Raw genomic sequence first — 23,411 nt, forward strand, 5'->3', positions numbered from 1 at the left:
TAAACTAAGGGGTTTCATGTTGTATGAAAACTTTAAAGCGATTATTTCAAGTTATAGGCTTGGATAATCTTTTTGAAAACGGCTGTATTGTTGTAAATGCCAATAAAATTTTGCGCACCTGGTCCGTAAGCAAAGACAGGTACCATAATATTGGTATGGTCATCGCTACTGAAATTGCCTCTAACAGTTCCCTTTTTATAATTGGCATCCAATAGGGAAAGTCCACCAGTTTCGTGATCTGCAGTGACAATGACTAGTGTTTCACCATCTTGGTCCGCAAATTTTAGGGCTTCCCCGACAAGCTGATCAAAGTCATGTTGCTCGGTAACAACATAGGGAAGATCGTTGGCATGGGCTCCATAGTCGATTTGTGCACCCTCGGCCATGATAAAGAAGCCATTTTTATTTTTGGACAAAAGCTGAATCGTTTTTGAGAGGGAATTTTTTAACATTTCTCCTCGTCCATCGAGGATTCTTCTTGTCGCAGAATCAGCTAGGAGCACCAACTGTTTGCCCGATGTCGCTTTTTCAAAATCGTCTAAATTTTGCTGAAGCTGATACCCTTTTTCGGTCAGTTGCTTCATCAGCGTGTTATCCTTGTTGTTGAGGAAGCTTTCGCGACGGGATCCAACTAAGATATCCACATGGCTATTTTTAAAATCTGCTGCGATTTCCTGTGACATTGTTCGATCGATCTGATGTGCGTAAAATGCAGCCGGAGTAGCATCTGTAATATCTCCCGCACTGATGATACCGCTTTTGATCCCGTGTTGAGCAAGTGTGTCGGGAATAGCGCTCAACAATTTACCGTCAGCATCCACGCCAATGTAACGGTTATTGGTTTTATGTCCAGTAGCCAAAGCTGTCCCGCCCGCAGCGGAGTCGGTAAAATCCGAATTGGATGCCTCGGTGCGCGAAAGACCAATATGTTTCATATTGATGATATTGGACTGACCAAAATTGGCACTTAAACCTGCTTGTATTTGAGCCAAGCCCATTCCATCACCAATAAGTAAAATAACGTTCTTAACCTTGCTCGTTGCACCATCATTTTTATAGGTTGGCTGATAGGGAACGTAGGCCTTTGGATTTGCGTATTCGACTTTAGCGTTGTTTAAATAGAAATTCTTAAGCGCAGTAGGATGGTCTGTATTGATCCAGTCTGCCCCCATGTGACCAAGCTCTTTCCAACTATTGGGGCTGTCTTTGGTTGCCCAGAAACGAAAGGGTTTCCCCAATTTATGCGCTTTGTCTATCACAGATTTCATCTTTTCTAGGTCGGGTGGAGTAGGCGTCCCTTTGCCATTCCAGACAGAATACTGCTTAATATCCTGACTGATCATCCCAATATGTTTGAGCTGTGCCGGCGTATAATCTTTTTCCGGCCGGCCATCAAAATAAATCATCGATGGATAATTGTCGAACTTTTCGGGCGGCGGGATTTCACCGCTGACGACAATTTTAATGGCGGAAGGATTTTTCTGCTGGTCGAATATAGATTCGTTGCCCTTCAAATCGGCCAACAATTTAGACAATACCTGTTCGTAATTTTCCTTGATATCAATCACGAGCTGCAAGGTCTGCTCAGGTTTGGCATAAGGTTTATTGCCGTTCTCCTTAAAGAAAGCAATTAAAGGGTCGATGTAAAGTTTTTTTAACGTCTTCCCTGGTTTGATTTCGCTGCTTTCATGGGCGACGTAAAGCTCTCCATTGCGATAGAAGACGTCCGCTTCGATAGAGCCCATTCCAGCATAGTAAGCCTCCAACAGCGGGATTTGCTGTTTGTAATCATTGTGGCTGTGACCTGCATTGGCAGTCAGTTTCTGTTGTGCAGAAACTGACTGAATGCTTAGGCCGGCAAATAGCAGCCACATTAATTTATTGTTTTTTACCATCCTGCATTTTGTTTAATGACGCCGGAACTGTTGTCGATCTCGCGTTGTGGAACTGCCCAAACATCATGTACTTGCGGATTGAAATTTCTAGCCGGCCAAATTACAGCACCATCGAAATCGTGTAAAGGTTTGGCATAGGTAGCTTGCGCATCGCCCCATCTGACCAAATCACGGTGACGGTCTGCCCATTCACCAGCAAGCTCATTGCGGCGCTCGCGTTTTAGGTCTACAAGAGTCATTCCGCTTTTTGCTATTAAACCAGCTCTCTTCCTAATTTTATTTAATTCAGTATCACCGGCTCCAGCCCCATTTAAATTAATGGCGGCCTCAGCTTTAATCAATAATACTTCGGCATAACGCATCAATGGTACATTGAGGTCTGTTGTTCCGTTGTCGCCATTTGGATTAACGTGTGTTGGAATAGGGTTGGCGTATGAAAATGGTTCCATGTACTTTTTGAACTGGTAGTTCGAAGTCGCACCACCGTCTTTTGTAAATGTACGTTCTTCGCCAAAAAACTGGAACTTATCCCCTGGTTTCAAGATTGTTGCTTCACGACGCAAGTCACCTGTTTCAAAAGAATCGTAAAGTTCTTTTGTCGGTAGATAGTAGCCCCAGCCGTTGTAGATTCCCCAAGCTTTATTGGTAAGCATAACACCCGGAAGTTTGCTGCCCCAGCCAGTACCGCCACCATTTGGCGTACAGACCACCGACCAAATATATTCTTTGGACCAGTTGTTAGCCGCCTTAAACACATCCACAAAATTGGTCAATAAATCATGTTTGCCCGAACTGATCACCATATCCGCGTACTTTGCAGCATTGGTATAATCTTTTTTGTACAGATATACTTTTGATAAATAGGCCCATGCAGCTGTTTTGTGCGCTTTACCATAATCGGTATCCTTCATTTCAGAAAAATAAGGAAGGTTGTCGGCCGCTTTTAATAGTAGTGAAATGATGTAATCGTAGTTTTCGTTAACGTTGTTGGCTCTAGCTACAGGAACAGAAGCATCTGTTTCAGGCGTAACAATAGGCACACCCGCCTTGTCGTTACCATAGTTTGCCGCCAATTGAAAATAAACAAGACCTGCATTGAAATAGGCATCGCCAATGATCTGTTTTTTTCGCGCTTCATCCATGCTTATATTGGGAACATTGATAATAATATCGTTGGCCCTTTTTATAATCGCATAACGCATGCTCCATTGAGATTCTGTATAACCACCACCGATGTAATTGCGGTTGAAGTTTTTAATATTGTCGGCTTCGGGCTTGTTACGTCCTGTCACCATGTCGTCACTGGCATTAATAAACCAAAACATCCCACGACCGTAATAATCCTCTTCATTGTACTTTTCGTACATCCCGGCTTCTGCTTTGATCGCATCTTGTTCCGTTTTCCAGAAATTCTGTGCGGAGGGAGAACCCTCTGGTGTTATATCTAACTGTTTATTGCACGATGCAAAAAGTGCGACTGCTGCTATTGCAAGGTATTTTATATTCGTTTTCATCGTTTTATTTTTTTTATGGCTGATGAGTATAAATCATCGGCTTTTTTTAGATTAAAAATTGACATTTAAACCAACAATAAAGCTTCGGGCTTGTGGGTAACGTCCCACGTCGAGACCATTGTTATCCATTCCAATTTCTGGGTCAAAACCTGTATATTTCGTAATGGTAAATAGGTTGTTGGCCGTTGCATAAACACGTACGTTGCCCATCTTAAATTTGTTTGCAATTGATTTTGGTAAGGTATAGCCTAATGTAACGTTACGAATGCGGAGGTAGGAACCATTTTCGATGTAAAAATCGGACGCATTGAAATTGCCATTTGCATCTGAAGTGGAGATGATCGGCACTTTACCGTTTGGATTTTCTGGAGACCAGGCGTCCAAAATGCCCGTTAACTTATTGTAAGAAGGTCCACTCGCACTATACGTTGTTCTTTTGATAGCGTTGAAAAGCTTGTTGCCTTGAACGCCCTGAGCAAAAATATTGAAATCAAAATCCTTATAATTCGCATTAAAGCTCAATCCATAGGAGAAATCTGGATATGCACTGCCCGCAAAATAACGATCTTCAGGTCCGATTGAACCATTGCCATCGATATCTACAAATTTGAAATCTCCCGCTTTTGCATTAGGCTGAATTTTTTGTCCATTGGCATTTTTGTAATTATCAGCTTCGGCCTGGCTCTGAAAGATACCATCTGTTTTTAGTACATAGTAGCTGTAGAGCGGTTGACCGACGGTAATAGAGAGTGGGGCTAACTCATTTCTGAAATTAGTACCCACAGCAATGGTGTTCAAGCCCGGTGCTAATTCTTCAACCTTGTTATTTAATTTGGTTAAGGTTGCGTTGATGGAATAAGTAAAGTCGGAATTTTTTGAACTATTGTACGTTAATCCCAGCTCAATTCCTCTGTCTTTGACTAAACCCGCGTTGATCGTTTGACTATTTAAACCTGCTGTACCTGGCAGTGATCTGGTCAGGATCATTTTATTTGTTTCCTTAATAAAGTAATCGGCGACTAAGTTAAAATGGTTGAAAATTCCCAAATCTACACCTATATTGGTCTGCTTACTTTCTGCCCAAGTGAGGTTTTTGTTGGCCAAAATCGTTTGTACGTATCCTTTTTGTAAGGTCGGTGTTTGGCCGAAATAACTTTGTGTCGATGCTAGTAGCGGGTTAACAGCTGCAGCTGACAAACTACCGAGATTACCTAAAATACCATAGCTACCGCGTAATTTTAATTGATCTAACCAGGTTGCTGATTTTAAAAACTCTTCTTTACTGATTACCCATCCTGCAGAAGCAGAAGCGTAGTTTTTAAATCTATTTTCTTTTGTCAACATGGATGAACCATCTCGTCTACCAATTAACGATAGTAAATACTTGTCGTTATAACTGTAGTTTGCTCTTAAGAATAGCGATGATATTGCTGTTGAAGCATAGCCACTTTCCGAAGGTTGAATGGTATTCGCATTTGTTAAATAACGGTATTGTTTGGACTCATCGTCAAAACCTGCTCCGGAAGTATATAGATAGGTATTCTTTGTTTTTTGAAAAGTATAACCACCAGTTAGGTCAAGTTGATGCTTGTCGAAAGAAGTTTTGTAATTTAAAACTTGTTCTGCAAGGATATCATTTGCATCATCAGCTCGTTCAACTAGACTATTGCTCAGAACCGGTTTACCTATTTCAGGACGTCTTGGTGTAAAGCTTTTAAATCGAGCATTCGATTTAGTAATACTTAAATTAGATCTGAATGTTAAGCCTTTTGCCAATTGGATGCTAGCATAAGGATTGACAACAAGGACATTGACCGGATTGTTGATGTCGATGCGCATCAGTTCGGCAACGGGGTTAATGATATCACCGTAATCGCCAGGGAATGGACCCGGTAGACCAGCAAAACTTCCATCTGCATTGTAAGGGGTCCCATTGGTTGGATAATAAATGGCGGAAAGTAGGGCTCCTGTATAGTCACTGCTGGTATTGGCACCATTCCCATTGGTACTGCTATAGGATAAGTTTTCACCAACTTTCAACCAAGGGGTAAGTTGATGTTCTGAATTTATACGGAAATTATAGCGCTTGGTTTTGGTATTCAATACAATACCCTCGGCGTTGCGGTAATTAAAACTCAGGTAAAAGTTAGACTTTTCGCTACCACCATTAATTGCAGCATTGTAATCCTGTAGTGTCGCGTTTCTAAAAACTTCATCCATCCAGTTTGTTTTGGTGACTAAACCTTCTGGGTATTTGGTCGGATCAAAAGCAGGTAGGATAGTTGTTCCACCATTTTGAGCGGCTGTTGCAGCGACTTGTGCACGTTGTTCGGCATTTAAAGGCTGTAATTTTCGCCATGCACTTTGTTGACCTAACTTGGCATCAACGCTAATTTGCATCTGTCCTTTTTTTCCTTTTTTAGTGGTGATCAATACCACACCACCGGAAGCTCTCGCTCCATAGATCGCTGCCGATGCGTCTTTAAGGACCGAAATGGATTCGATATCGTTTGGATTGAGCTGTGGGGTGCCTAGGAAAATTGAACCGTCAATAACGTAGAGTACACTTTCGCCATTGATACCACCGGCGCCTCTGATATTGATACGTGGCGTTGCAGTTGGGTCACCGCCTTCATTCGTAACAATAACACCTGGTGATTTACCGGCCAATACTTCGCCAACACTGTTGACAGATCTAGACGATAATTTGTCAAGTGATACCAAGCTGACAGCACCTGTTAATGTTTCTTTTTTCTGGGTTCCATATCCCACTACAACAACTTCGGATAGGGTCGAACGCTCTTCGCTTAGCGTTACATTTATAACTTCATTTTCACCAACAGAAACATCTTTAGAATGGAATCCGACCATCGAAAAGGAAAGTACGGCTTGCGGTCCTGCTTCGATACGGAATGCACCTTTTATATCTGTTGTGGTCCCAACCTGCGTACCTACTACTTTTACAGAAACACCCGCAATTGCAGCCCCTGTTGTATCTCTTACAAAACCGGTAAGGATTCGGTCTGCCTTGATGTTTGCTTGCGTGTTCAGGATTACATAGTCCTCTTTTTCCACTGCATTGATTCCAAGCTTATTCAAGAGCGCGCGAACGGGTTCAGTTTTAAAGCTGCCGCTTAAGACTGTGTTCCGTTCTTGCAATAGATCGGGATTGTAAACAAAATGAAGGCCCGAAAGACTCTCGATTTTGTGGAGAATCACATCGAGTTTTTCGCCCTTGCTTATTTTGATGTTTACGCTGCTTTTGTCCAAACGTTGGGCCATGCTTGGGGAGGCCATCAATGAACTGCAGAATACTGAAGTAATCGAAAATGCGATGCAGGGATACTTCATGATCCGGTAAAAAGAGAATTCTCTCTTGAATGCAGGTGTTTTCATTTTTTTGTAATAATTAGGTAATGAATTACGCATGGTGACTAAGATGTTTTAGGTAAATTTTTAGACATTATTTGTGGATTTTAAATACTTTATCCTTTTCAATCGTACTGTACTTAAGATGATGTAGGCTGCAGATGATATCCAGTATTTCTGCTGGATTTTGTGTGCTATTGAATGTGGCTGTTGTTTTTAGAGACCTAAGCGATGTATCCTTTAAGATAATTTCAATGTTGTAGATATATTCCAGTTTTTTTGCGACCTCTTGGAGGTTTGTACCATCAAATGCTATGGCGACAGCGGTATTTTTTTCTACTACGCTACGCGAAGATTGTGCGGTTTCTTTGCTGTAACGTAAACTCTGGTTTTTGGTTAATATACCCAAGATTTTATCTTGTTGCTGTACCGCAACCTTACCGGTAGCAACAGTGACTTCGACTTGGTTGGAAGCCTGATAGGCTTTTATCCGAAAGGAGGTACCCAATACTTTAACCGCTAGCTTGGATGCAAGCTGTACCTGAAATGGGTGTTGCTCGTCGTGGGCAATATCAAAGAAAGCTTCCCCTTCAGTAAGTGCTATTTCACGGATATTTCCCCTGAATTTACTTGGATAGCTGATTTTTGAAGATGGTTCCATGATAATTTCCGAACCATCTGCCAATACAATCTTTTTATGTTCACCTGCAAGGGTTGTCGTGACGATCTGCGCAGATGGTGCGATAGGTTGATTATTTACTTTCCAATAAAGAAGTCCTATAGAAGCAATCATTAAAATAGCGGCCGCTATTTTGAATACAGGTGAATACAGCAGGGAAGGTCGTTTATTTTCCTTTTCTGAAATACCGGACTGGATATTGGCCAATAATTGTTCGCGCAGTGCTGCCTTGCGTTCCTGCGGAATTTTTTTTGATGCGTTATCCAGTTGGGCGTACCAATCTTCGACTTGTTTAATCTCGGCGGCGCTGGCCTCTCCATTTAAATATTTTTGCAGTAGCTGCTTTGCTTTTTCTTCCATCATTTGAATACATGTCACTTCAAATGGGAATTGGTACTAGTCGAAAATATTAGGAGTATATTAAATTATTGTTAACACTCAAAAAAATGTAGGAACTGCCTAAGAGAGGCTTTTTTTGAGCAGTTTCATGGCCGAGGTAATTTGATTCTTGACGGTTTGTACCGATACATTCAGCTCGCTCGCAATTTCCTTGATTGATTTTTCTTGCTTGCGGCTCATTGTGACGACCAGTCGCATACGTTCGGGAAGCTGCATCAACGCTTCTTCAACTTTTTGCTGCGCATCTTTTAGGATCAGCAAATCGTCCGCTGAATCTGCATATTGTTGGTTCATTAAAGTCGCAAGTTCGGCTTTGTGTCCATCTTTAACTGTCGTATTCCGAAAATGGTTGATTACTTTGAATTTTACCGCCCCATGTAGATAGGCTGCAAGGCCACCAGATATGATAACCTGTTCACGGTTTTCCCACAGTGAAATGAAGATTTCCTGGGTAATGTCCTGAGCCACATTTTCGTCACCTATTTTCTTAAAAGCTGCATCAAATATGGCTTCCCAATACAGATTAAAAATCTGTTCCATGGCAAAGTGGTCACCTTGCTTTAATGATGCTATCAATAATTCGCTCACAAGATCAGTTTTAATTGGACAAAGCTAATAACTCAGTATTCCTTTAAGGTTAATAAATCTTAAAGAGTATATTTTGTCTGTTATAAATTAATCTTTGGAATTTCAGCTGAAATTGAGCGGTATATTTTTATTCTTTATACTCCTCGCCCGTAGCAATGTCAATAAAATAGCCATCGTCCTGATTCTGCTCATTTTTATGTTGTACCCAACCGTTGGGATTGATGGTTATGTAGCTTTTGTTGCCGATTCGTTGTTTTGTCTTATTGTTGTATAAAGTATAGCGACCATCTTTATGTGCCTGTAATGCGAAGATTTGTCGTTTACCATCTAAGGTTTCAATATGTTCGAAATCGGGGTTTATATCCCAAGTCTTTGCACTTGAATTCCATAGGCCTTTTGTAGGTTGCAGATCACCTCGTTTTACATCAATTAAATAAAGATCTTCTGATGAATCGATGTATTTTATTTTTCCGGTCTTCCAATTCTTTTCCATGGCATTCGAGGTGAGTAACATGTGTTTGTCTGGCCAGACCAAATTACCCACTTGATCCAGGATATAGAAATTCGGGGCTTTGATGGTGTCCAATAAGTTGCCATCTTTATCTATATATAACCAATCATAAGCCCAGATCGCATGATCGTAGTTAAATCTGCCCAGAATAAAATAGGGCGAATTAGTCACCGAATAAACTAAGGATATTTCTTTTAGAAAGGCAATCTGTGTCGCATTGGCTTGTCTAATTTGTTTTGGAAAAGCTTTGTCGTATTGTGGAAAGGCATATATAGTCCCTGTATTATTGTCCTTTAGTAGTTTGGGGATTGTTGGGCTGTAGCGCTCCTGATTGATGGAATCGAGCTGTATGACCTCATTTTTCCAAAGAAGGTCTATTTTGTCAATGCCTGTCAAAGCGGATAAAACCGGTTTTTTGCTTTTGATATCAAGGATGGCAAAACTGTTTGTTGATGCTGGAATATAACGTCCGTTTTCCAAGGGCATTTCAATGTGTTCTTCTATTTTCTTAAGTTTTTGATCTTTTAGCAGATACAGGTTTCCATTGAGGATCAGGTGCTTGTCGTCTAAGGGGTAAGTTGCAAGGTTATACTCGTTCTCATCGTAAGGAATATCTTTTTTCAACAGGACCTGATTGCTTTCCAATACCCGTATTTCGAGCTTAACATAAGTAGCTGTTTTCTTGATATAACTGCTTAGGATATTCCAGTTCCATTTCCAGAAGGGCAATTTCTTTTCATATTCCTGACGTTTCATTACGAGAGTCAGCTGTTTGAGGTCTAAGAGCTGTAAATCTGCGTCGGAATAATGTTCGATAAATTCACCTTTGCTGTTAATGATCCCTGTTTGATCCTTTTCATTGGCTACCAGTGCATATCCTGTGGACGTGAAAGGCTGAGCCCAATGGAACTCTTGGGATAGCTTCTTATGGAATGCACTGTCGACATAGACAAACTGCTTGTTTTTGGTTTGATAGGGAATCCATTTAACCCGGTCATTTTTTGTGATTATGGCGGATTCCTGTGCACATGCTGTGATACATAGCATAGCTGTTATACTTAGTAATACTGATTTGATCATCCTTTTTTTCTATAAATTGAACCTGTTTGTTTGCAACTCGCATGTTATTGCAATTGCTCTCGTTGATCGAGGCCGAATGCGAATCGTACACGCTCTGAAACGCGTTGGTTTCGAAGCTAAAGTAGTGGAAAACAAGCTTTGGAAAAATAGCCGATTTCAGTGATTATCTTGGCGGCAATCAGGAGAGATTTAGTGTAATGAAAGTGAAATGGAATACCGTATATTGTAAGTTATAGCCTGTTGGCGTGTAATATTAACCGTTGATTGGACAGATGATATCGGGAAGGAGCAGCGCTAATTTTGGGGTTGAGCCGATTAAATTGGTTAATCGGCTCAAATTTCGCTTATTGTTGAGCCGATTAGTGTGATCACTTTTTAGTAACCGGAACCAAAATAACCTCCCCTTTGTTGGTTTGGTACCAGTATTTGTTGCCCAGGTCATCTTCGAAATCATGGTTTACTCGCGACTTATCAACCTTTCTGAAGCTTTTTACATCAGGGCCATTGAATATTTTATTTCCAATGAAAATGTGGTTCGCATCTTTCGCTACAGCGAACTTGAGAACCTCGAAGGTTTTCGGATCTGCTTCGGCAAATAATTGTTGCTCGTAATAGACATGATTTTTGTCGCGCGACCACAGGACTTTTCCATTTGCCCCTTCCAATAGCTCGAAACTTTCGGCATCGACCGCTGCATATTCAAATTGCTTACCCGAGATAATCACCAATTGGTCAATGATTACTGTCTTATCATTAAGGAATTTTATGTTGTTTGATGAAGGAAGTTCGATCTCCAGTATACCGATGTTTTGATAAGGCTCGTAGTAGAGCAGTATTCGGTCATTCAGTAGTAGATAGGCTATATTGAGAGCCTTAACGTTCTCTGTTTTATAGTGGAGCGGAAGAATCGCTTTGTCTGTTACTACGAAAAGCTGATTTTTATCTTTTACGAAATTACTGTTAACTACGTTGAATGACGCATAGTCGACGTTCAGCGGTTGATACCTATAAAAGTAATGTGCTTTATCTTTAGCTAGTGCTGGAAGTTGATGATATAACGTTGTATAAGTTGCCGGATCGGCACCTTCGATAATGGTGAGCTGGTTTTGATTGCACGATGAAGTAGCCGAAGCAAAACCTTCAAACTTGAATACATGCTCCTGATCGATTGGAATGTTGTTTTTCAGTTGAAATGTCTTTACATCGACCAGCTCTTGCGGGCATCCCATAAAATAGACGTGATCTTTATCGCGGGCATAGACCTCTTTGATCACAGCAAAACTTGCCAGATCGGCAACCATCTTTCTCGAACCTCGTTCAAAGCCGTTTCCGCCCGGTATAAAATAAATCGCACCGCTCTTTTTGTAGTAATCTTCAGACAAAGGACTCACTTGCTCTTTGCAGGAAAAGAGCAGGCCTATCAAAGCACTTATTATTCCCATTTTTAAGATATTTTTCATACTCGCCAACGTTATACTTTATCGCAATTATTGCTTATTCATTGATGTAACGCACCGCAAAATTGATCCAGTCTGAAATGGATTCATCCATATAGATATCGGGCTGTATACCTATATTGTCAATCGGATATTGCGGTAAACGGGTAGATCGGTAGGTTGGCAAAAGGAGCTGGTAGTTGTCGCAACCAAATTTGAACTCACGTATAGAGCCATAGTCAAGGGCACCCATACTCGGGGTTCCCATGATTTTTACTTTTTTGCTCTGGCGGGAACTGAATAAAAAATTCTCCGCTGAACTGGCTACATTTCTATTGGCTAGGATAATGACCTGTTGCGGACTTTTTTTATTAATAGCAATCGTATCTATGATCACCTTCTTGTCACCATACAGTACAAATTTTCCGATATTCTCCCTGTATTCCCGCAGATCTTCGTCAATTCTTTTTACTTCATTCAGAGAATCCTGCTTGATATTCTTGATGGCATAATCACGCAACCCATTGACTAAGGTTTGTGTCGCAAAAAACTCAACACTCATAATCCGGATCGGGTTAGTTAAGATATAGGGCAATAGGGGCTGGTATACATCGTCCGTTCCACCACCATTGTTTCGTACATCTATAATAAGTCCTTTACTGCTTTCGATCTTTTCTTTGTTTTTTTCGATCAGCTCTTTGAAAGGGGCTATGTTTTCGTACCCGAAGCTTGAGATCTTAATATAAAATATATCGGGACTGATCGATTTTGAACTTATTTCCTCTTCTGGTTCTGCCTTTGGGTTTTCGGTACTTGTTTGTGGAGCATTTTTCTTTTTGGAAAGATCATCTAAGACAATGTGTTCATCCTGGAAGAAGTCAAGATATTCCTGCAAAAGTCGCATACAGCTCCCATTTGAAACCAGTAAGCTTTTCTTCGTCAATATATTTTTTTTAGCTTGATACAGGTCCTTATTCTGCTTGGTTTTTTCTGGAAAACCAGGGTACTCGCTCTCTATTTTTACAATTAATTGCTTAAGTGCCTGTGAGCAGTTGCAGGTGGTTTGACCATATATTGGTCGAACAAAGAAAACAAGACAAAAGATGAGGAATAATTTGGTATTGGTCATGGATATCGTTGTTAAAATTAATGCAATTAAAGAAATAGCGTATTTTCTGATAGCTTAATAATTGAATAGCCTAAAAATAGTAGAAATATATAATTGATTCGTGAGTTGTTTACAATTCGCAGCATATATTTATAATGTGTAAAAGCTGGAAATAAATGGTCGTGTGTCTATGTACAGGCCGGTATCCTTTATTTTAAACTTTAATGATAAATAATATTTTGATTTGGTTTTGTTTATTTATATATTTGTATATATAAACTATATTAATGTATTCTATTTTGTTTTTCTTTTCATGGGAAAACAAAGTGTTTTCTCTGTCTATATTGCCAGCGACGGTGAAACACTTTTTCGCTAAATGAATGATTTGAATACATGTTGATTTAAATGCTGGTATTTCCTGAAAAGCCAAGGGGCGAACGTCTATATGTAATAATGTGTTAACCCCTCTTTAGTCTCCTTGGTTGTAATACTGTTTTTTACAATAAAGTATTGATTATTTGCAATAATGATCTGTAACAGTCTGATCTGTTGGGATAATTTATTGTGCCAAATTTTTAATCTTAAATCATTTAGTATGGAAATTAATAGCCAATTAATTATCGATCGGCTTTCTCAGCGTATGGATCTCGATCGTGCCTATCTTTTTAAATATCAGTTTCTCGGGCAGGAGCATTATCATTTGCTTCTTGCGCTCAAGCATGTGAGCGGGCTTTCACCGAAGGTATTAAAACCTATTGTGGAATTATGTTTAATGGACCAGAAGAATATTTCCTTTGAGCTGGTGCCAATTGCTGAAATGCTCAGTAAAGTCAAAGTGGGTAGTTTGTATTATTCCTATGCCTCCCTACCTGAAAATACCGTTCATCAGGCTAGTAACAAAAAGAACCCACCCCTTCAAGCGAAAGAACTAAAAAGTGTTCTAGAAATAGCTGATGAATATTACCAGAAGCTCTTGCCTATTTCAGTGGGCTTCCTACAGGGGGCTGAAACATTTGGTCAACAGGGCAACTATCAAAGGGCTGTATTTATGTTACATCAAAGTATGGAAAACCACTTGCGTTTTTTACAGCTAATGATTGACGGAAAAGCCAATAATGTACATCATGTTAATAACAGAATTAAAAGCCTCAACGAACATTTTTCCATGTTAAGGGAGTCCATTGTCGGAAAGGATGAGGAAGAAAAGAAACGTTTTAGATTATTGGACAGCGCCTTTGATGCGGTGAAACAAAACAAGGATCTCGAAATCTCCGCCTTTGATGCCTCCTGGCTTTATGAGCATTGCAAGTTTGTTCTTCATACGATTGAACAACTGTACTTGAGTTTTATGGAAGGCCTTAAAATGGGCTATGAAAAATTGTTGGCAAAAGAGCAACAAAAAGAGGAACAAAAAGTCGTAAATAAAAACGTCGAAGTTGCAGTAGGTAATCTGGCGGCGAAGGACGCTGCATTATCGAATGCTACGGCCTCGCAGTTTCATGCATTTCCTTGGCCGGAGCGGTATGAGACAGATATACTTCATGTGCTGGCTCAGATTCGTCAGGAGAATAATCCCGAACAAATGATGCTGCTCAATTATTACGTCAGCGATGCGCATGGGAAAGGACTTTTTCATTTTCCACCGCAGGAAAATGAAAAGGCAGAAATCTACCTTGCAGTAATAAAAAAGAAAATAGGTCACTGTCATTTTCGAAAAATCGTTTATGGTGGAGTTACTGCAATTGTAGCTTTTATGAGTACAGATTTCCTGGCAACAAAACTGGATCTGGGCAGCCGTTTCTCCCATACCATCTGGAATGAATCTGTTGTTGTTTACCGTCGTCCGAGTTATAAGCCAACATATTCCGTTTCTCCGATCAATTGGCATGATACATTGTTTAAGACATCCATTTCATGGACACGCAATTCAAAACTCATGCAGGATCTGCTAGGTGTATTTGCTTTTGAAGGACTTGCTAGTCCACAATTGGCTGTATTATTTTTAAATCAATTGACTTCAATTGGACTATACAGTTATCTCTACCTACGGATCGGTTATGCCCCAATGAATGTGACGATAGCCGATCTGGTGGACTGGACCTGTATCTGTGATAAAAAGGTTAAGGAGTTTTTTACCGCCAGAGGTGATGTAGAAGAAATATTGAATGCAGAGTTATTAAAACAGATGAAAGGGCGGGTTTATGAGCTTCCTTCACAATTAGCTCAGCTTGATATGGACTACTTTAGGTCAAAAGCGAGAGAAATTACAGATTTCTTTGTCGATTTGTGCGACCGAAGTATAAAATATATGGAAGTGAAATCTGAAGGTAAATTAAACGAAGTGATATGATGGGAATTGGCTTTAACTGCATTACGACGGATGCTAAGATCCGTTCAGCCGAAAAAATACTTCCAAAAAGAAATTCTAGTGAACCTCTTGTAATTCCTTGGGAAGATGGATTTATAGGGAGAATGACTCCGCGCTACCTGAGCAAATATTATGCTGATGATGAGATTCCATTTATGGAACGAGAGAATATTGTTATTCAGGTCCGACCGTATCCACCGAAATATGAACTTAAGTTAAAAAAGTTCTCGGGTACTACGGTTAAAGTCGAGCTGACTACGGAACACCTCAGCATTAATTGTTCTTGTAGCGACGATGTAGCAGGGCTTTGCGTACACGAAGCAACCCTGTTATCGAATAAATTACTGGATAGTTGCCCAAATTATTTAAAGGGCCTATATCGGGCTGAAATCAACAATTTGCCACCATGGAAGAAAAAGATCGTGCCATTTAAGGTCTGTGAGAACTATTCTTATGCGGAGTTAACTGTAGAAATGAATAATGAATATGGACGATTTTATCGTTTAGCTACTAATGATTATGAGAATGGACTTCGTCTGCCTGCACGTAACTTGGAAGGATATCTCGATTTAAAGCGAAACGATGAAGTATGTTTTTTTGTTACAATAAATTTTTCCGCTTTTGGTCTGCCTGTTTTTTTTCCTTTTCATTATAAATTTAAACGCTCTCGTTCCTTTTCGCACTCTTATCTATTGGACGAAAGTAACTTGAAGATGTCTTTAAATTCTTATGATCAGTATCTGGAATTGTTCAGTCGTCGATTTGTCGCCCTCCTTTATGAAGATAAAATACTTCGGGAAGAGAAGAAGGATCTAATCAGTGAAGATATCAACTACTTCGAGCGGAAACAATGGGAAATTATACAGATATGGCGTGATTTACTGGAGGATCCTCCGTTTCCAATTAAATTACGTTTTGCCCAAACATTTAAACGCTATCGATTTGCACATCAGATTAATTTGAAAAATTCGAGCGTGCTGGGTGCCGCTACATTAACTAAAGCACGGGGGAATTTGCAGCTCAAAGTCGAAATTGATGATCAGGATCAATATCTGAAAATGCGAATTTGTCTCTATTACAGAAACCAGCTAATAGATTGTCCTGAGTTTTTGGGGGATGAAAATTGTTTCTTTCTGAAAATATCTAACGAGGAAATTTTATTTATTGATAATCTGACCCAGGCTGGAGTATTGCAAAAGTTTAGACAATGGAAATATAGATTGACTGTCTTTAAAGAGAATTATCATGCCTTCTTAAACGATTATCTGATACCCCTATCAAAAATAGCGGAACTTGTCATCTTAAATAGGGTAGGGGAAAATATGACAATTCCTCAAGTCTTTAAGCCGTTTAAAAAAATAGCTACTATTTCTGTAATTGACCAATTCCTTTGTATAGCGGCTTTTGCCGAATATGAGAAAGAGGGTAGGTTTTTGTTAAACTCCAGTAGCAATTTGATTTTAGGTGAGAGACAGAATCAATTGGCATATTTTGAAAGGGATAAGCTCGAAGAACAGGTTTTTCAGGAATTTGTTAAAACACAACATCCGATTCTTAAGGAGACAGCATTAGAAAATAACTGGTTGATTCCTTTGAAAGAAATTGAAAATACCACTTGGCTATTTGATTTCATGGAAAGCTGCTCTCTCAATGAAATTTCGTTAGAAATTGACCATCTTCAGCAAGGTAGCGCATACTATCCTTTCCCTCTAAATTGTACTGTACGTAATATCCGTTTGGAAAATAACCTATGTTCAATTCTACTGGGGCCGAAATTTGGAAGACACACAATTTCAATGGATGAATTTGAGGATTTGATTATGGGAACAGATAAAGTTTTTACTCTTACTGAAGGGGCTTTTGGCATTATACGCCGCGCTGACCGAGAAATCTTCAGGCCATTGTTTTTAGGAGGAAGAAGAGAAGAAGATTGTTTTGTCTTAAATACAATTCAACTTGTGTCTATGCAGAAGGTTTTGGATAAAATAGATAAAAAAATTATTCAGGACAGTATTCGGGAACGTCGTGAAAAACTCGCAGCTTTGGATGAAATCCCTCTTTTGGAAATCCCTAGAAGCTTAAAAGCGCAATTACGACCTTATCAGCAGGTAGGTTTTAGCTGGCTCACTTTTTTGAATGAATTTCAGTGGGGCGGCCTTTTGGCTGATGATATGGGTTTAGGGAAAACATTGCAGATTATAACAGTGCTGGAATACTTTTATCAACAGCATTCTACAGGAAAATCTGCTTTAGTGGTTGTCCCGAACTCTCTTTTGTTCAATTGGGAAAATGAATATAAAAAGTTCGCCCCCTATCGAAAAATAGAAATCTATCATGGGAAACACCGGGAAGCATTTATTTTTGAAGAGGAAGGCACTGTAGTTCTTACGACATATGGAACGATGTTGACTGATGCGGCGTATTTAACCAGTTTAGACTTTAGCTATCTGATTATGGACGAATCCCAAGCCGTCAAGAACCGTAATTCGAAGCGTTTTGAGGTGCTGTCAATGGTTAAGGCCGATTACCGTGTAGCGATGACAGGAACGCCAGTTGAAAACGGTATACAAGATATTTATGCGCAAATGTCTTTAGTTAATCCTGGTTTCTTTGGAGATTATCGAAATTTTAATAAGGCATATAAGGGTGTCAAAGAGGTAGATATGGTTCAAGAGACGACTTCTAGCCTCCAAAAGATGATCCAACCTTTTATTCTTCGGCGTACAAAAAAACAGGTTGCTTTGGACCTTCCTGAAAAGACCGAAACAATTCTCTATATGGATATGCTTCCAGAGCAAAGGAAAATATACGATAAGGTCAGAAAAATATTCAAGGGAGAGATTGAAAATAATCTGAATAGCGCTGATTCCACGAAATCCAAATTTTTAGCGATCGAGGCGCTGCAAAAACTACGGCAGCTTTGCAACTCCCCCATTCTGATGAAAGATGGCGGCTTCGGTCATGAATCTATTAAATTGGATTTTATTGATGAGATCATGGATGAAGTAGCTCCAAATCATAAGATTCTTCTCTTTTCGGCGTATACTTCCATGCTTAAGCTGGTGGCTCAACGAATCGAAAATAAGGGAATAGCTTATGTCTACCTTGATGGTAAGATGAATCAAGATCAGCGGCAAAATGCGGTCGAAAGATTTCAGAACGAGGACGAATGCCGTGTGTTTCTCATTAGCCTTAAAGCGGGAGGAACCGGCTTAAATCTAACGGCTGCCGACTATGTCTATATTTTGGATCCCTGGTGGAATCCTGCTGCCGAAGCACAGGCGATAGATCGTTGTTATCGAATAGGGCAAGAAAAGCATGTGATGGCTTATAAGATTGTTTGTCGGGATTCCGTTGAGGAGCACATCTTAGCCCTTCAAGAAAGTAAAAAACGAATATCCGAAGGACTGATTTTAGATGAGGCTAATCTAATGAAATCGATCAGTAAAGATGAGCTGCTTAAATTATTTGAATAACCAATTGTACACTATAATGATCAAAAAAGTATCTCCACAAAAAGCATCCTATGGGGGAATGATGTTTTCGCACGATTTTCAACTATGGTACACCTATCTAAAACGGAGAATAGAAAAGGGCTGGAGACCTGAAGAACTGTCGTTCTTGGTTGGTAGACCTGATCATGCATATTTAGACTTTGAAAAAATGTATCAGGTACGAAGTTTTTTGACCCAGGAATCGATCTTGCTGGATCGAATATACATGAGCTCATGCATTGAACCGATGGAATTCCATCGCGAAAGATATGAAGTTACCGAAGAACGTCTCGTCCGTCTTCATATTGAAGAGGACGAGGTCAGGTGGCATTATTCTATCGAAATTCCTTGGCAGTTTGTCTCGCAAAAAAAGTCTTCAATTGCATTGCAATTTGAGGAATGGAAAGCTGAAAAAGATGTCCAGCTTGAATCGGATGCGATGTTACATGTGCGCCAAAAGATTGAAGAGCTATTGGATCTGGAATTCTTTGGGCATGGTGCAGCTCCTTGGCAACTGTTTCGGAAAGTTAAGGAAACGGGACAGGTTCATCTCCAGATTTATCCAAGGCATTTGAAAAATGTGCTGTATGGACTCATTCAGCAAAACAGGTTGGTCGTCAGAAATGTAGAAGGAAGGTATTCTTTTTATCCGGTTGATAGAAAGGAGGAGCATGCAAAATTTAATTAATGATATTGGCAGAGAGAGATTTCGCGCAGAATTTTCCATGTACTATGCGGGTATTATTTATCTACTGATATTAAATCGGATCAGCTGCGGTTTTACCCGTGAAGAAATGGCTTTCTTAATGGGACAAGAGCAAACCTATGTTAAGGAAATGGAAGAACTTAAAATTCCGGCCGGAAATCTTGAAGTTATGGTGCATCTCAGTTGGGTATTTAATCGTAGGGGTATAGATATCAGTAGATTTGACAATAAATCTAGCTATCAGTTTGAGTTGACGATTTGGGAAGAAAAGGCTATTCGATACTATCAAATGGAATATTTTATCAATTCCGTTGAAACCATGACTTTTTTTCAATTAATGGAGGAAATCAGGGTAGAAGATTCAGCCCAAGCTGAACAGTTCGCATGCGATTGCATGGTAGTGGAAATCGTTTTGGGTAAGCTTATCGAGATGGATTATTTTAAGAAATATAGAACACCGCTTGAACTATGGCGTTATGCGGAAAAGTATCTGGGAGAAAAAATTTGCATAAAAAGCTTGATGCATGAAATTGGCGTGTTCGTAGGAAAGAAAGGGAGTGCACCGCTGCGGAAAACTAAAGCCAAGAGTTTTGGCTTCCGCTATATCGCACATAAATAAAAAATATTAAAAAATATGGAAGATATAATTGGAGTACCTTTAAAGGTACCACGAAATTTTCGGTTAATATGTGAGCTTTTTGGTATCGCTGTGCCAGCTTTTATTCAATTGTTTCTAGATCATTACTCTTTTATAGATCAGAATTTTAAAGATAATTCGAGCTATAATATTGCGACTAGGGCTATACGTTTTATCAACGATAAAATTCCTAAAGACCATAATCGTTTGAAGATCGAATTCAAAGATAATGACAGGGATGTTGGGATAAAATTATTGCGACTTCAAGTAAAATTAGCAGTCAATAGAAATTATAGTACCGGCGAACGCAGAAATAGAGGTCGTATTATTACTGCGCAGCTTTATGATCTTTTTGCTAAAAAGGTAATGCTTAAAGATCGAATCTACTTAGATGAAAACATATACTTTAAATTGAGTAAGGATTTTCTGCTGACTTGCATTATGAATTCCGTTCATCCATCGCATTATATCAATACCATGATGCTGCAGGCATCAACACCTGATTTTTTAGCAGCAATGCACCTCGATAAAGCGACTTATAATCCAGTTTTGGGATTTATTCATCGTGTCCTTGACGGTTATGGCGGCCTTATTGATTGGGAATATCGTAATACATCTTTTTTTAAACGATTTATAATGGATTTGCAGGAGCTTAATAAACGATATTTTTTCTATCGGGATCTTGATCAAAGAGTTGCACTTTATCACGTCTGGCTAGATAATCTTTTGGAAACTAAGGAGGACTAATTTGAGTTATAAACAACCTTTGGAAAGTTTGGGAAACAACCTGTCTTTTGATGAAGATGGCGTAATCTTACAGCGGTTAAATTGAGGTAACTAGGATAAAAAAAATGATGACTTCTTAAATTAAATAAATAATGGAAACATTCGAAAATATTAAATTGACAACAGCATTTAAACAGTTCTGCGATCTGTTCAATTTCACACCGGAAGAAGTTGTACAGGAATTTATTGATAAAATTGACATTGCAGAGTATATGTGTGATCCAATACAACCCGATCGCTGGGCTAATCTATTTGCGATGGAATATTTGATCCAATATACACAGTCCGAAAACAGTATTGTTGAATATAGGGAATTTGCAGAAGAGTGGGTGAAAATGATGGAGACTGGTGGAGATGATCTGATCGGAAATACAAGACTACTGTTGGATGCCTGGCACAAAAAAGTTTTAGAGGATCGTATTCATAGTATTATGAAAGAAGATGAAGGGGACGATATAGCGTAACTTTATGTTAAGTTTGATCAACCTTGTAAAATACGACGATCAAAATGTTTAAACCTAACTCGTCATTAATTGGCTAACGATAGTGATTATAACATGCAATCAAAATGAATTGCTATATTTAATCATGCATGCAAAACCTGAACAACGAAAAACATCATTAGTACCAGTATTATGTAAAGTTTTTATTGGTACTATTGGTGTTTTTGCTATTTTGACAGCTTGTTTCTATCATAATCAACTTGACGTTGACGGCAACTTGACAATAGGATTTCCCTGGACATTTTATAGGGAAGGAAGCGGCTATAGCCCAGATCTTAATGAGCAGGTCGGATACCATGAATTTGAACCTCTAAAATTGATCGGCAATATTCTTTTTGCTGCAGCCCTGGCTTTGATGATCTTCCGGATTTATAGCGTCACCATGCGAAAGCGCTAAGTGGTCTATGAATTTCATAAAGAATGTCAAGCATACTTTTTTAATTTGAAGCTCTTTAGCTACATCAGATTATTCTCCTTAATAAGATTTCTGTAAAACTGTAAACTTTCCTCCAAATAAGAGATATAACTTTCTTTGTCGCTTAAAAGCTGCTTTTCCTTTGTTAAGGGTAATTTTTCGCCCTTTATCTGAGCTGTCGGAGGATTGATCAAGCTATTCATATCCGTTTGTAATATATCCGCAATTTGCTGTAGACGTTCAATGTCTATCTTCGTCGTTCCAATCTCAAGGTTCTGATAGGCCTTTAAGGAAATATATAGCTGTTCAGCCATTGCCCGTTGTGATATCTTGAGATATTTCCTACGCTCTTTAACGGCTTTGATAATTTCTTGTGATGTAACATTGCTCATGGTTAGTACAATTCAAATTAATGTGAACACAGGGTTTGGTATAGCCAAAGATAAGTAATTTGAAAATATAATCTACCTATGTAGTAGTCTTTATTTTTATTTATTTCAAAACTATTGTTACCTCCTCGAAAAATCTTTCCCACTAAGGCGTATTAAATGTTCATAGCACCATTTAATATAGGAATATTTTCTACCTAACTGTTGGAAATGAATAGTCAAACCACTTATTTTTGAATAGTCTACTTATTTGGTAGTTTTTTAAAAAAAATAAACATATGACTAAAGTATTTACATTGATTGCATCGCTCACTTTCTCTACAGCGATTATGGCGCAGCATAAAACTGCCCTGCTAAGCGGTCGAGTGACTGGCTATACCACGCAGGACAAAGCTTTTCTGAGCTATCGGAATGGTACTCAACGCAGCGTCGATTCGGTTAACATCGGTTCAAATGGAACATTTCAATTCAATTATACGATTGCCGATCCGACAATAGCTAGCCTAACGGTAGGTAAAACACTGGCCTTAGCGCAACGTTCAAAAAGTCTAACGTTCTATCTTGAAAACACAGCGATCAAGGTTCAGTCTACCGATTCATTGAAAAATCCATCGGTTCAAGGAGGAAAGACAAATACGGAGCTTAGCCAATTAAAGACGCGGCTTGAAAAAATTGCCCCTTTGCGTGATGCGCTGAATACAAAATATTTTTCGGCAAGCCAAGAGCAACGAAACTCCCCCGAATTCAAAAAGGAAATCGAACAGCTCAGCGAAAACTATCAGCTTGGGAATAAAAAAATCCTGGAAACCTTTATTTCAGAGAATCCCAATTCTTTCGTCAGCCTAGACCGTATTGCAGAGGTCGTAGGCTATGCTCCCGAAGCTGAGGACCTGGATCGATATTTCAAACAGCTCAGTCCAGAAATACGTCATTCGGAAAAAGGAAAAGCTTTTGCACTACAGATTGATCAAACCAAAGCGACGTCGATCGGACAGATTGCTCCGGCTTTTACGCAAGCTAACCCAGAAGGTAAAAATATTTCCCTTGCTGATTATCGAGGTAAATATGTGTTGTTGGATTTCTGGGCAAGTTGGTGTGGTCCCTGCCGTCATGAAAATCCAAATGTCGTAAAAGCTTATCATGCCCTAAAAAACAAAAAATTTACCGTGCTCGGCGTATCTTTAGATCAACCTGGCAAAAAGAACAATTGGCTAAAAGCTATTGCAGATGATAAATTAGAGTGGGATCAGGTTTCGGATCTTAATTTTTGGGATAACCAGGTCGCTAAGCTTTATAATATCCGATCGATTCCTCAAAATTTTCTGATCGATCCCAATGGAAAAATAATTGCCAAAAACCTTCGTGGTGAAGATTTGGAACTCCAACTTTCTAAATATATCGTTGATTAAACAGTAAACATACAGAATTTATGAAAAGACAGTTATCGATTTTATCCCGTAAAAAATCCATTGCTACAACGACAGTGCATGTTGTTGATTCAGCCTATATTTCCCAAGCACGAATGTGCATGCCT

General features: G+C 39.3%; 17 protein-coding genes. 8 read left to right on the forward strand and 9 right to left on the reverse strand.

What is annotated here, in order from left to right; genetic code table 11:
* Positions 1 to 41 precede the first annotated feature (41 nt).
* From B4N43_RS17195 to B4N43_RS17230, 8 genes are all read right to left on the reverse strand, one after another.
* Positions 42 to 1,895, reverse strand: coding sequence for an alkaline phosphatase (locus B4N43_RS17195; RefSeq protein WP_286735743.1), 1,854 nt, complete (start codon positions 1,893 to 1,895; stop codon positions 42 to 44).
* Positions 1,889 to 3,409 carry a RagB/SusD family nutrient uptake outer membrane protein gene (locus B4N43_RS17200; protein WP_075994630.1) on the reverse strand — a complete coding sequence of 507 codons (1,521 nt, stop codon included), beginning with the start codon at positions 3,407 to 3,409 and terminating at the stop codon, positions 1,889 to 1,891. The genes B4N43_RS17195 and B4N43_RS17200 overlap by 7 nt, the downstream gene beginning before the upstream one ends.
* Positions 3,410 to 3,460: 51 nt before the next feature.
* Positions 3,461 to 6,805, reverse strand: a complete 3,345-nt coding sequence (locus tag B4N43_RS17205; RefSeq protein ID WP_286735744.1) for a SusC/RagA family TonB-linked outer membrane protein — start codon at positions 6,803 to 6,805, stop codon at positions 3,461 to 3,463.
* A gap of 67 nt (positions 6,806 to 6,872) precedes the next feature.
* On the reverse strand, positions 6,873 to 7,820 hold the full coding sequence (locus B4N43_RS17210; RefSeq protein WP_286735745.1) for a FecR family protein: 948 nt from the start codon (positions 7,818 to 7,820) through the stop codon (positions 6,873 to 6,875).
* Between the two features lie 96 nt (positions 7,821 to 7,916).
* Positions 7,917 to 8,444 carry an RNA polymerase sigma-70 factor gene (locus B4N43_RS17215; RefSeq protein ID WP_112373850.1) on the reverse strand — a complete coding sequence of 176 codons (528 nt, stop codon included), beginning with the start codon at positions 8,442 to 8,444 and terminating at the stop codon, positions 7,917 to 7,919.
* A 127-nt stretch (positions 8,445 to 8,571) separates the two neighbouring features.
* Positions 8,572 to 10,035 carry a hypothetical protein gene (locus tag B4N43_RS17220; protein ID WP_286735746.1) on the reverse strand — a complete coding sequence of 488 codons (1,464 nt, stop codon included), beginning with the start codon at positions 10,033 to 10,035 and terminating at the stop codon, positions 8,572 to 8,574.
* A 368-nt stretch (positions 10,036 to 10,403) separates the two neighbouring features.
* Positions 10,404 to 11,495 (reverse strand): DKNYY domain-containing protein, encoded by a 1,092-nt coding sequence (locus B4N43_RS17225; protein ID WP_286735747.1) that lies wholly within the window; start codon positions 11,493 to 11,495, stop codon positions 10,404 to 10,406.
* A gap of 34 nt (positions 11,496 to 11,529) precedes the next feature.
* Complete coding sequence (locus B4N43_RS17230; RefSeq protein WP_286735748.1) at positions 11,530 to 12,600, reverse strand: S41 family peptidase; 1,071 nt, start codon at positions 12,598 to 12,600, stop codon at positions 11,530 to 11,532.
* A 574-nt stretch (positions 12,601 to 13,174) separates the two neighbouring features.
* Between B4N43_RS17230 and B4N43_RS17235 the strand changes: the two genes are divergently transcribed.
* The 7 genes from B4N43_RS17235 (at position 13,175) to B4N43_RS17265 (ending at position 21,470) form a co-directional block, all read left to right on the forward strand.
* Positions 13,175 to 14,929 (forward strand): hypothetical protein, encoded by a 1,755-nt coding sequence (locus tag B4N43_RS17235; protein ID WP_286735749.1) that lies wholly within the window; start codon positions 13,175 to 13,177, stop codon positions 14,927 to 14,929.
* Positions 14,926 to 18,423, forward strand: a complete 3,498-nt coding sequence (locus B4N43_RS17240; RefSeq protein WP_286735750.1) for a DEAD/DEAH box helicase — start codon at positions 14,926 to 14,928, stop codon at positions 18,421 to 18,423. The genes B4N43_RS17235 and B4N43_RS17240 overlap by 4 nt, the downstream gene beginning before the upstream one ends.
* Positions 18,424 to 18,439: 16 nt before the next feature.
* A complete protein-coding gene (locus tag B4N43_RS17245) occupies positions 18,440 to 19,129 on the forward strand; it encodes a hypothetical protein (RefSeq protein WP_088160192.1) in 690 nt (229 codons plus the stop codon).
* Positions 19,113 to 19,766 carry a hypothetical protein gene (locus B4N43_RS17250; protein ID WP_075991007.1) on the forward strand — a complete coding sequence of 218 codons (654 nt, stop codon included), beginning with the start codon at positions 19,113 to 19,115 and terminating at the stop codon, positions 19,764 to 19,766. The genes B4N43_RS17245 and B4N43_RS17250 overlap by 17 nt, the downstream gene beginning before the upstream one ends.
* A 15-nt stretch (positions 19,767 to 19,781) precedes the next feature.
* Positions 19,782 to 20,531 carry a hypothetical protein gene (locus B4N43_RS17255; RefSeq protein WP_286735751.1) on the forward strand — a complete coding sequence of 250 codons (750 nt, stop codon included), beginning with the start codon at positions 19,782 to 19,784 and terminating at the stop codon, positions 20,529 to 20,531.
* Between the two features lie 131 nt (positions 20,532 to 20,662).
* The gene (locus B4N43_RS17260; protein WP_088160194.1) at positions 20,663 to 21,034 is read left to right on the forward strand and encodes a hypothetical protein; all 372 of its coding nucleotides are present in this window, start codon (positions 20,663 to 20,665) and stop codon (positions 21,032 to 21,034) included.
* A 124-nt stretch (positions 21,035 to 21,158) separates the two neighbouring features.
* Complete coding sequence (locus tag B4N43_RS17265) at positions 21,159 to 21,470, forward strand: hypothetical protein (RefSeq protein WP_286735752.1); 312 nt, start codon at positions 21,159 to 21,161, stop codon at positions 21,468 to 21,470.
* A gap of 59 nt (positions 21,471 to 21,529) precedes the next feature.
* Here B4N43_RS17265 and B4N43_RS17270 read toward each other — a convergent pair whose 3' ends face one another.
* A complete protein-coding gene (locus tag B4N43_RS17270) occupies positions 21,530 to 21,880 on the reverse strand; it encodes a helix-turn-helix domain-containing protein (protein ID WP_088160196.1) in 351 nt (116 codons plus the stop codon).
* Between the two features lie 275 nt (positions 21,881 to 22,155).
* Here B4N43_RS17270 and B4N43_RS17275 point away from each other — a divergent pair, with 275 nt between their 5' ends.
* Positions 22,156 to 23,286: a TlpA disulfide reductase family protein gene (locus B4N43_RS17275; protein WP_088160197.1), complete on the forward strand. Its 1,131-nt coding sequence runs from the start codon at positions 22,156 to 22,158 to the stop codon at positions 23,284 to 23,286.
* The last annotated feature ends 125 nt before the right edge of the window (positions 23,287 to 23,411 follow it).

This window comes from Sphingobacterium sp. UBA1897, from assembly GCF_002337775.1.
Lineage (GTDB): Bacteria > Bacteroidota > Bacteroidia > Sphingobacteriales > Sphingobacteriaceae > Sphingobacterium > Sphingobacterium siyangense.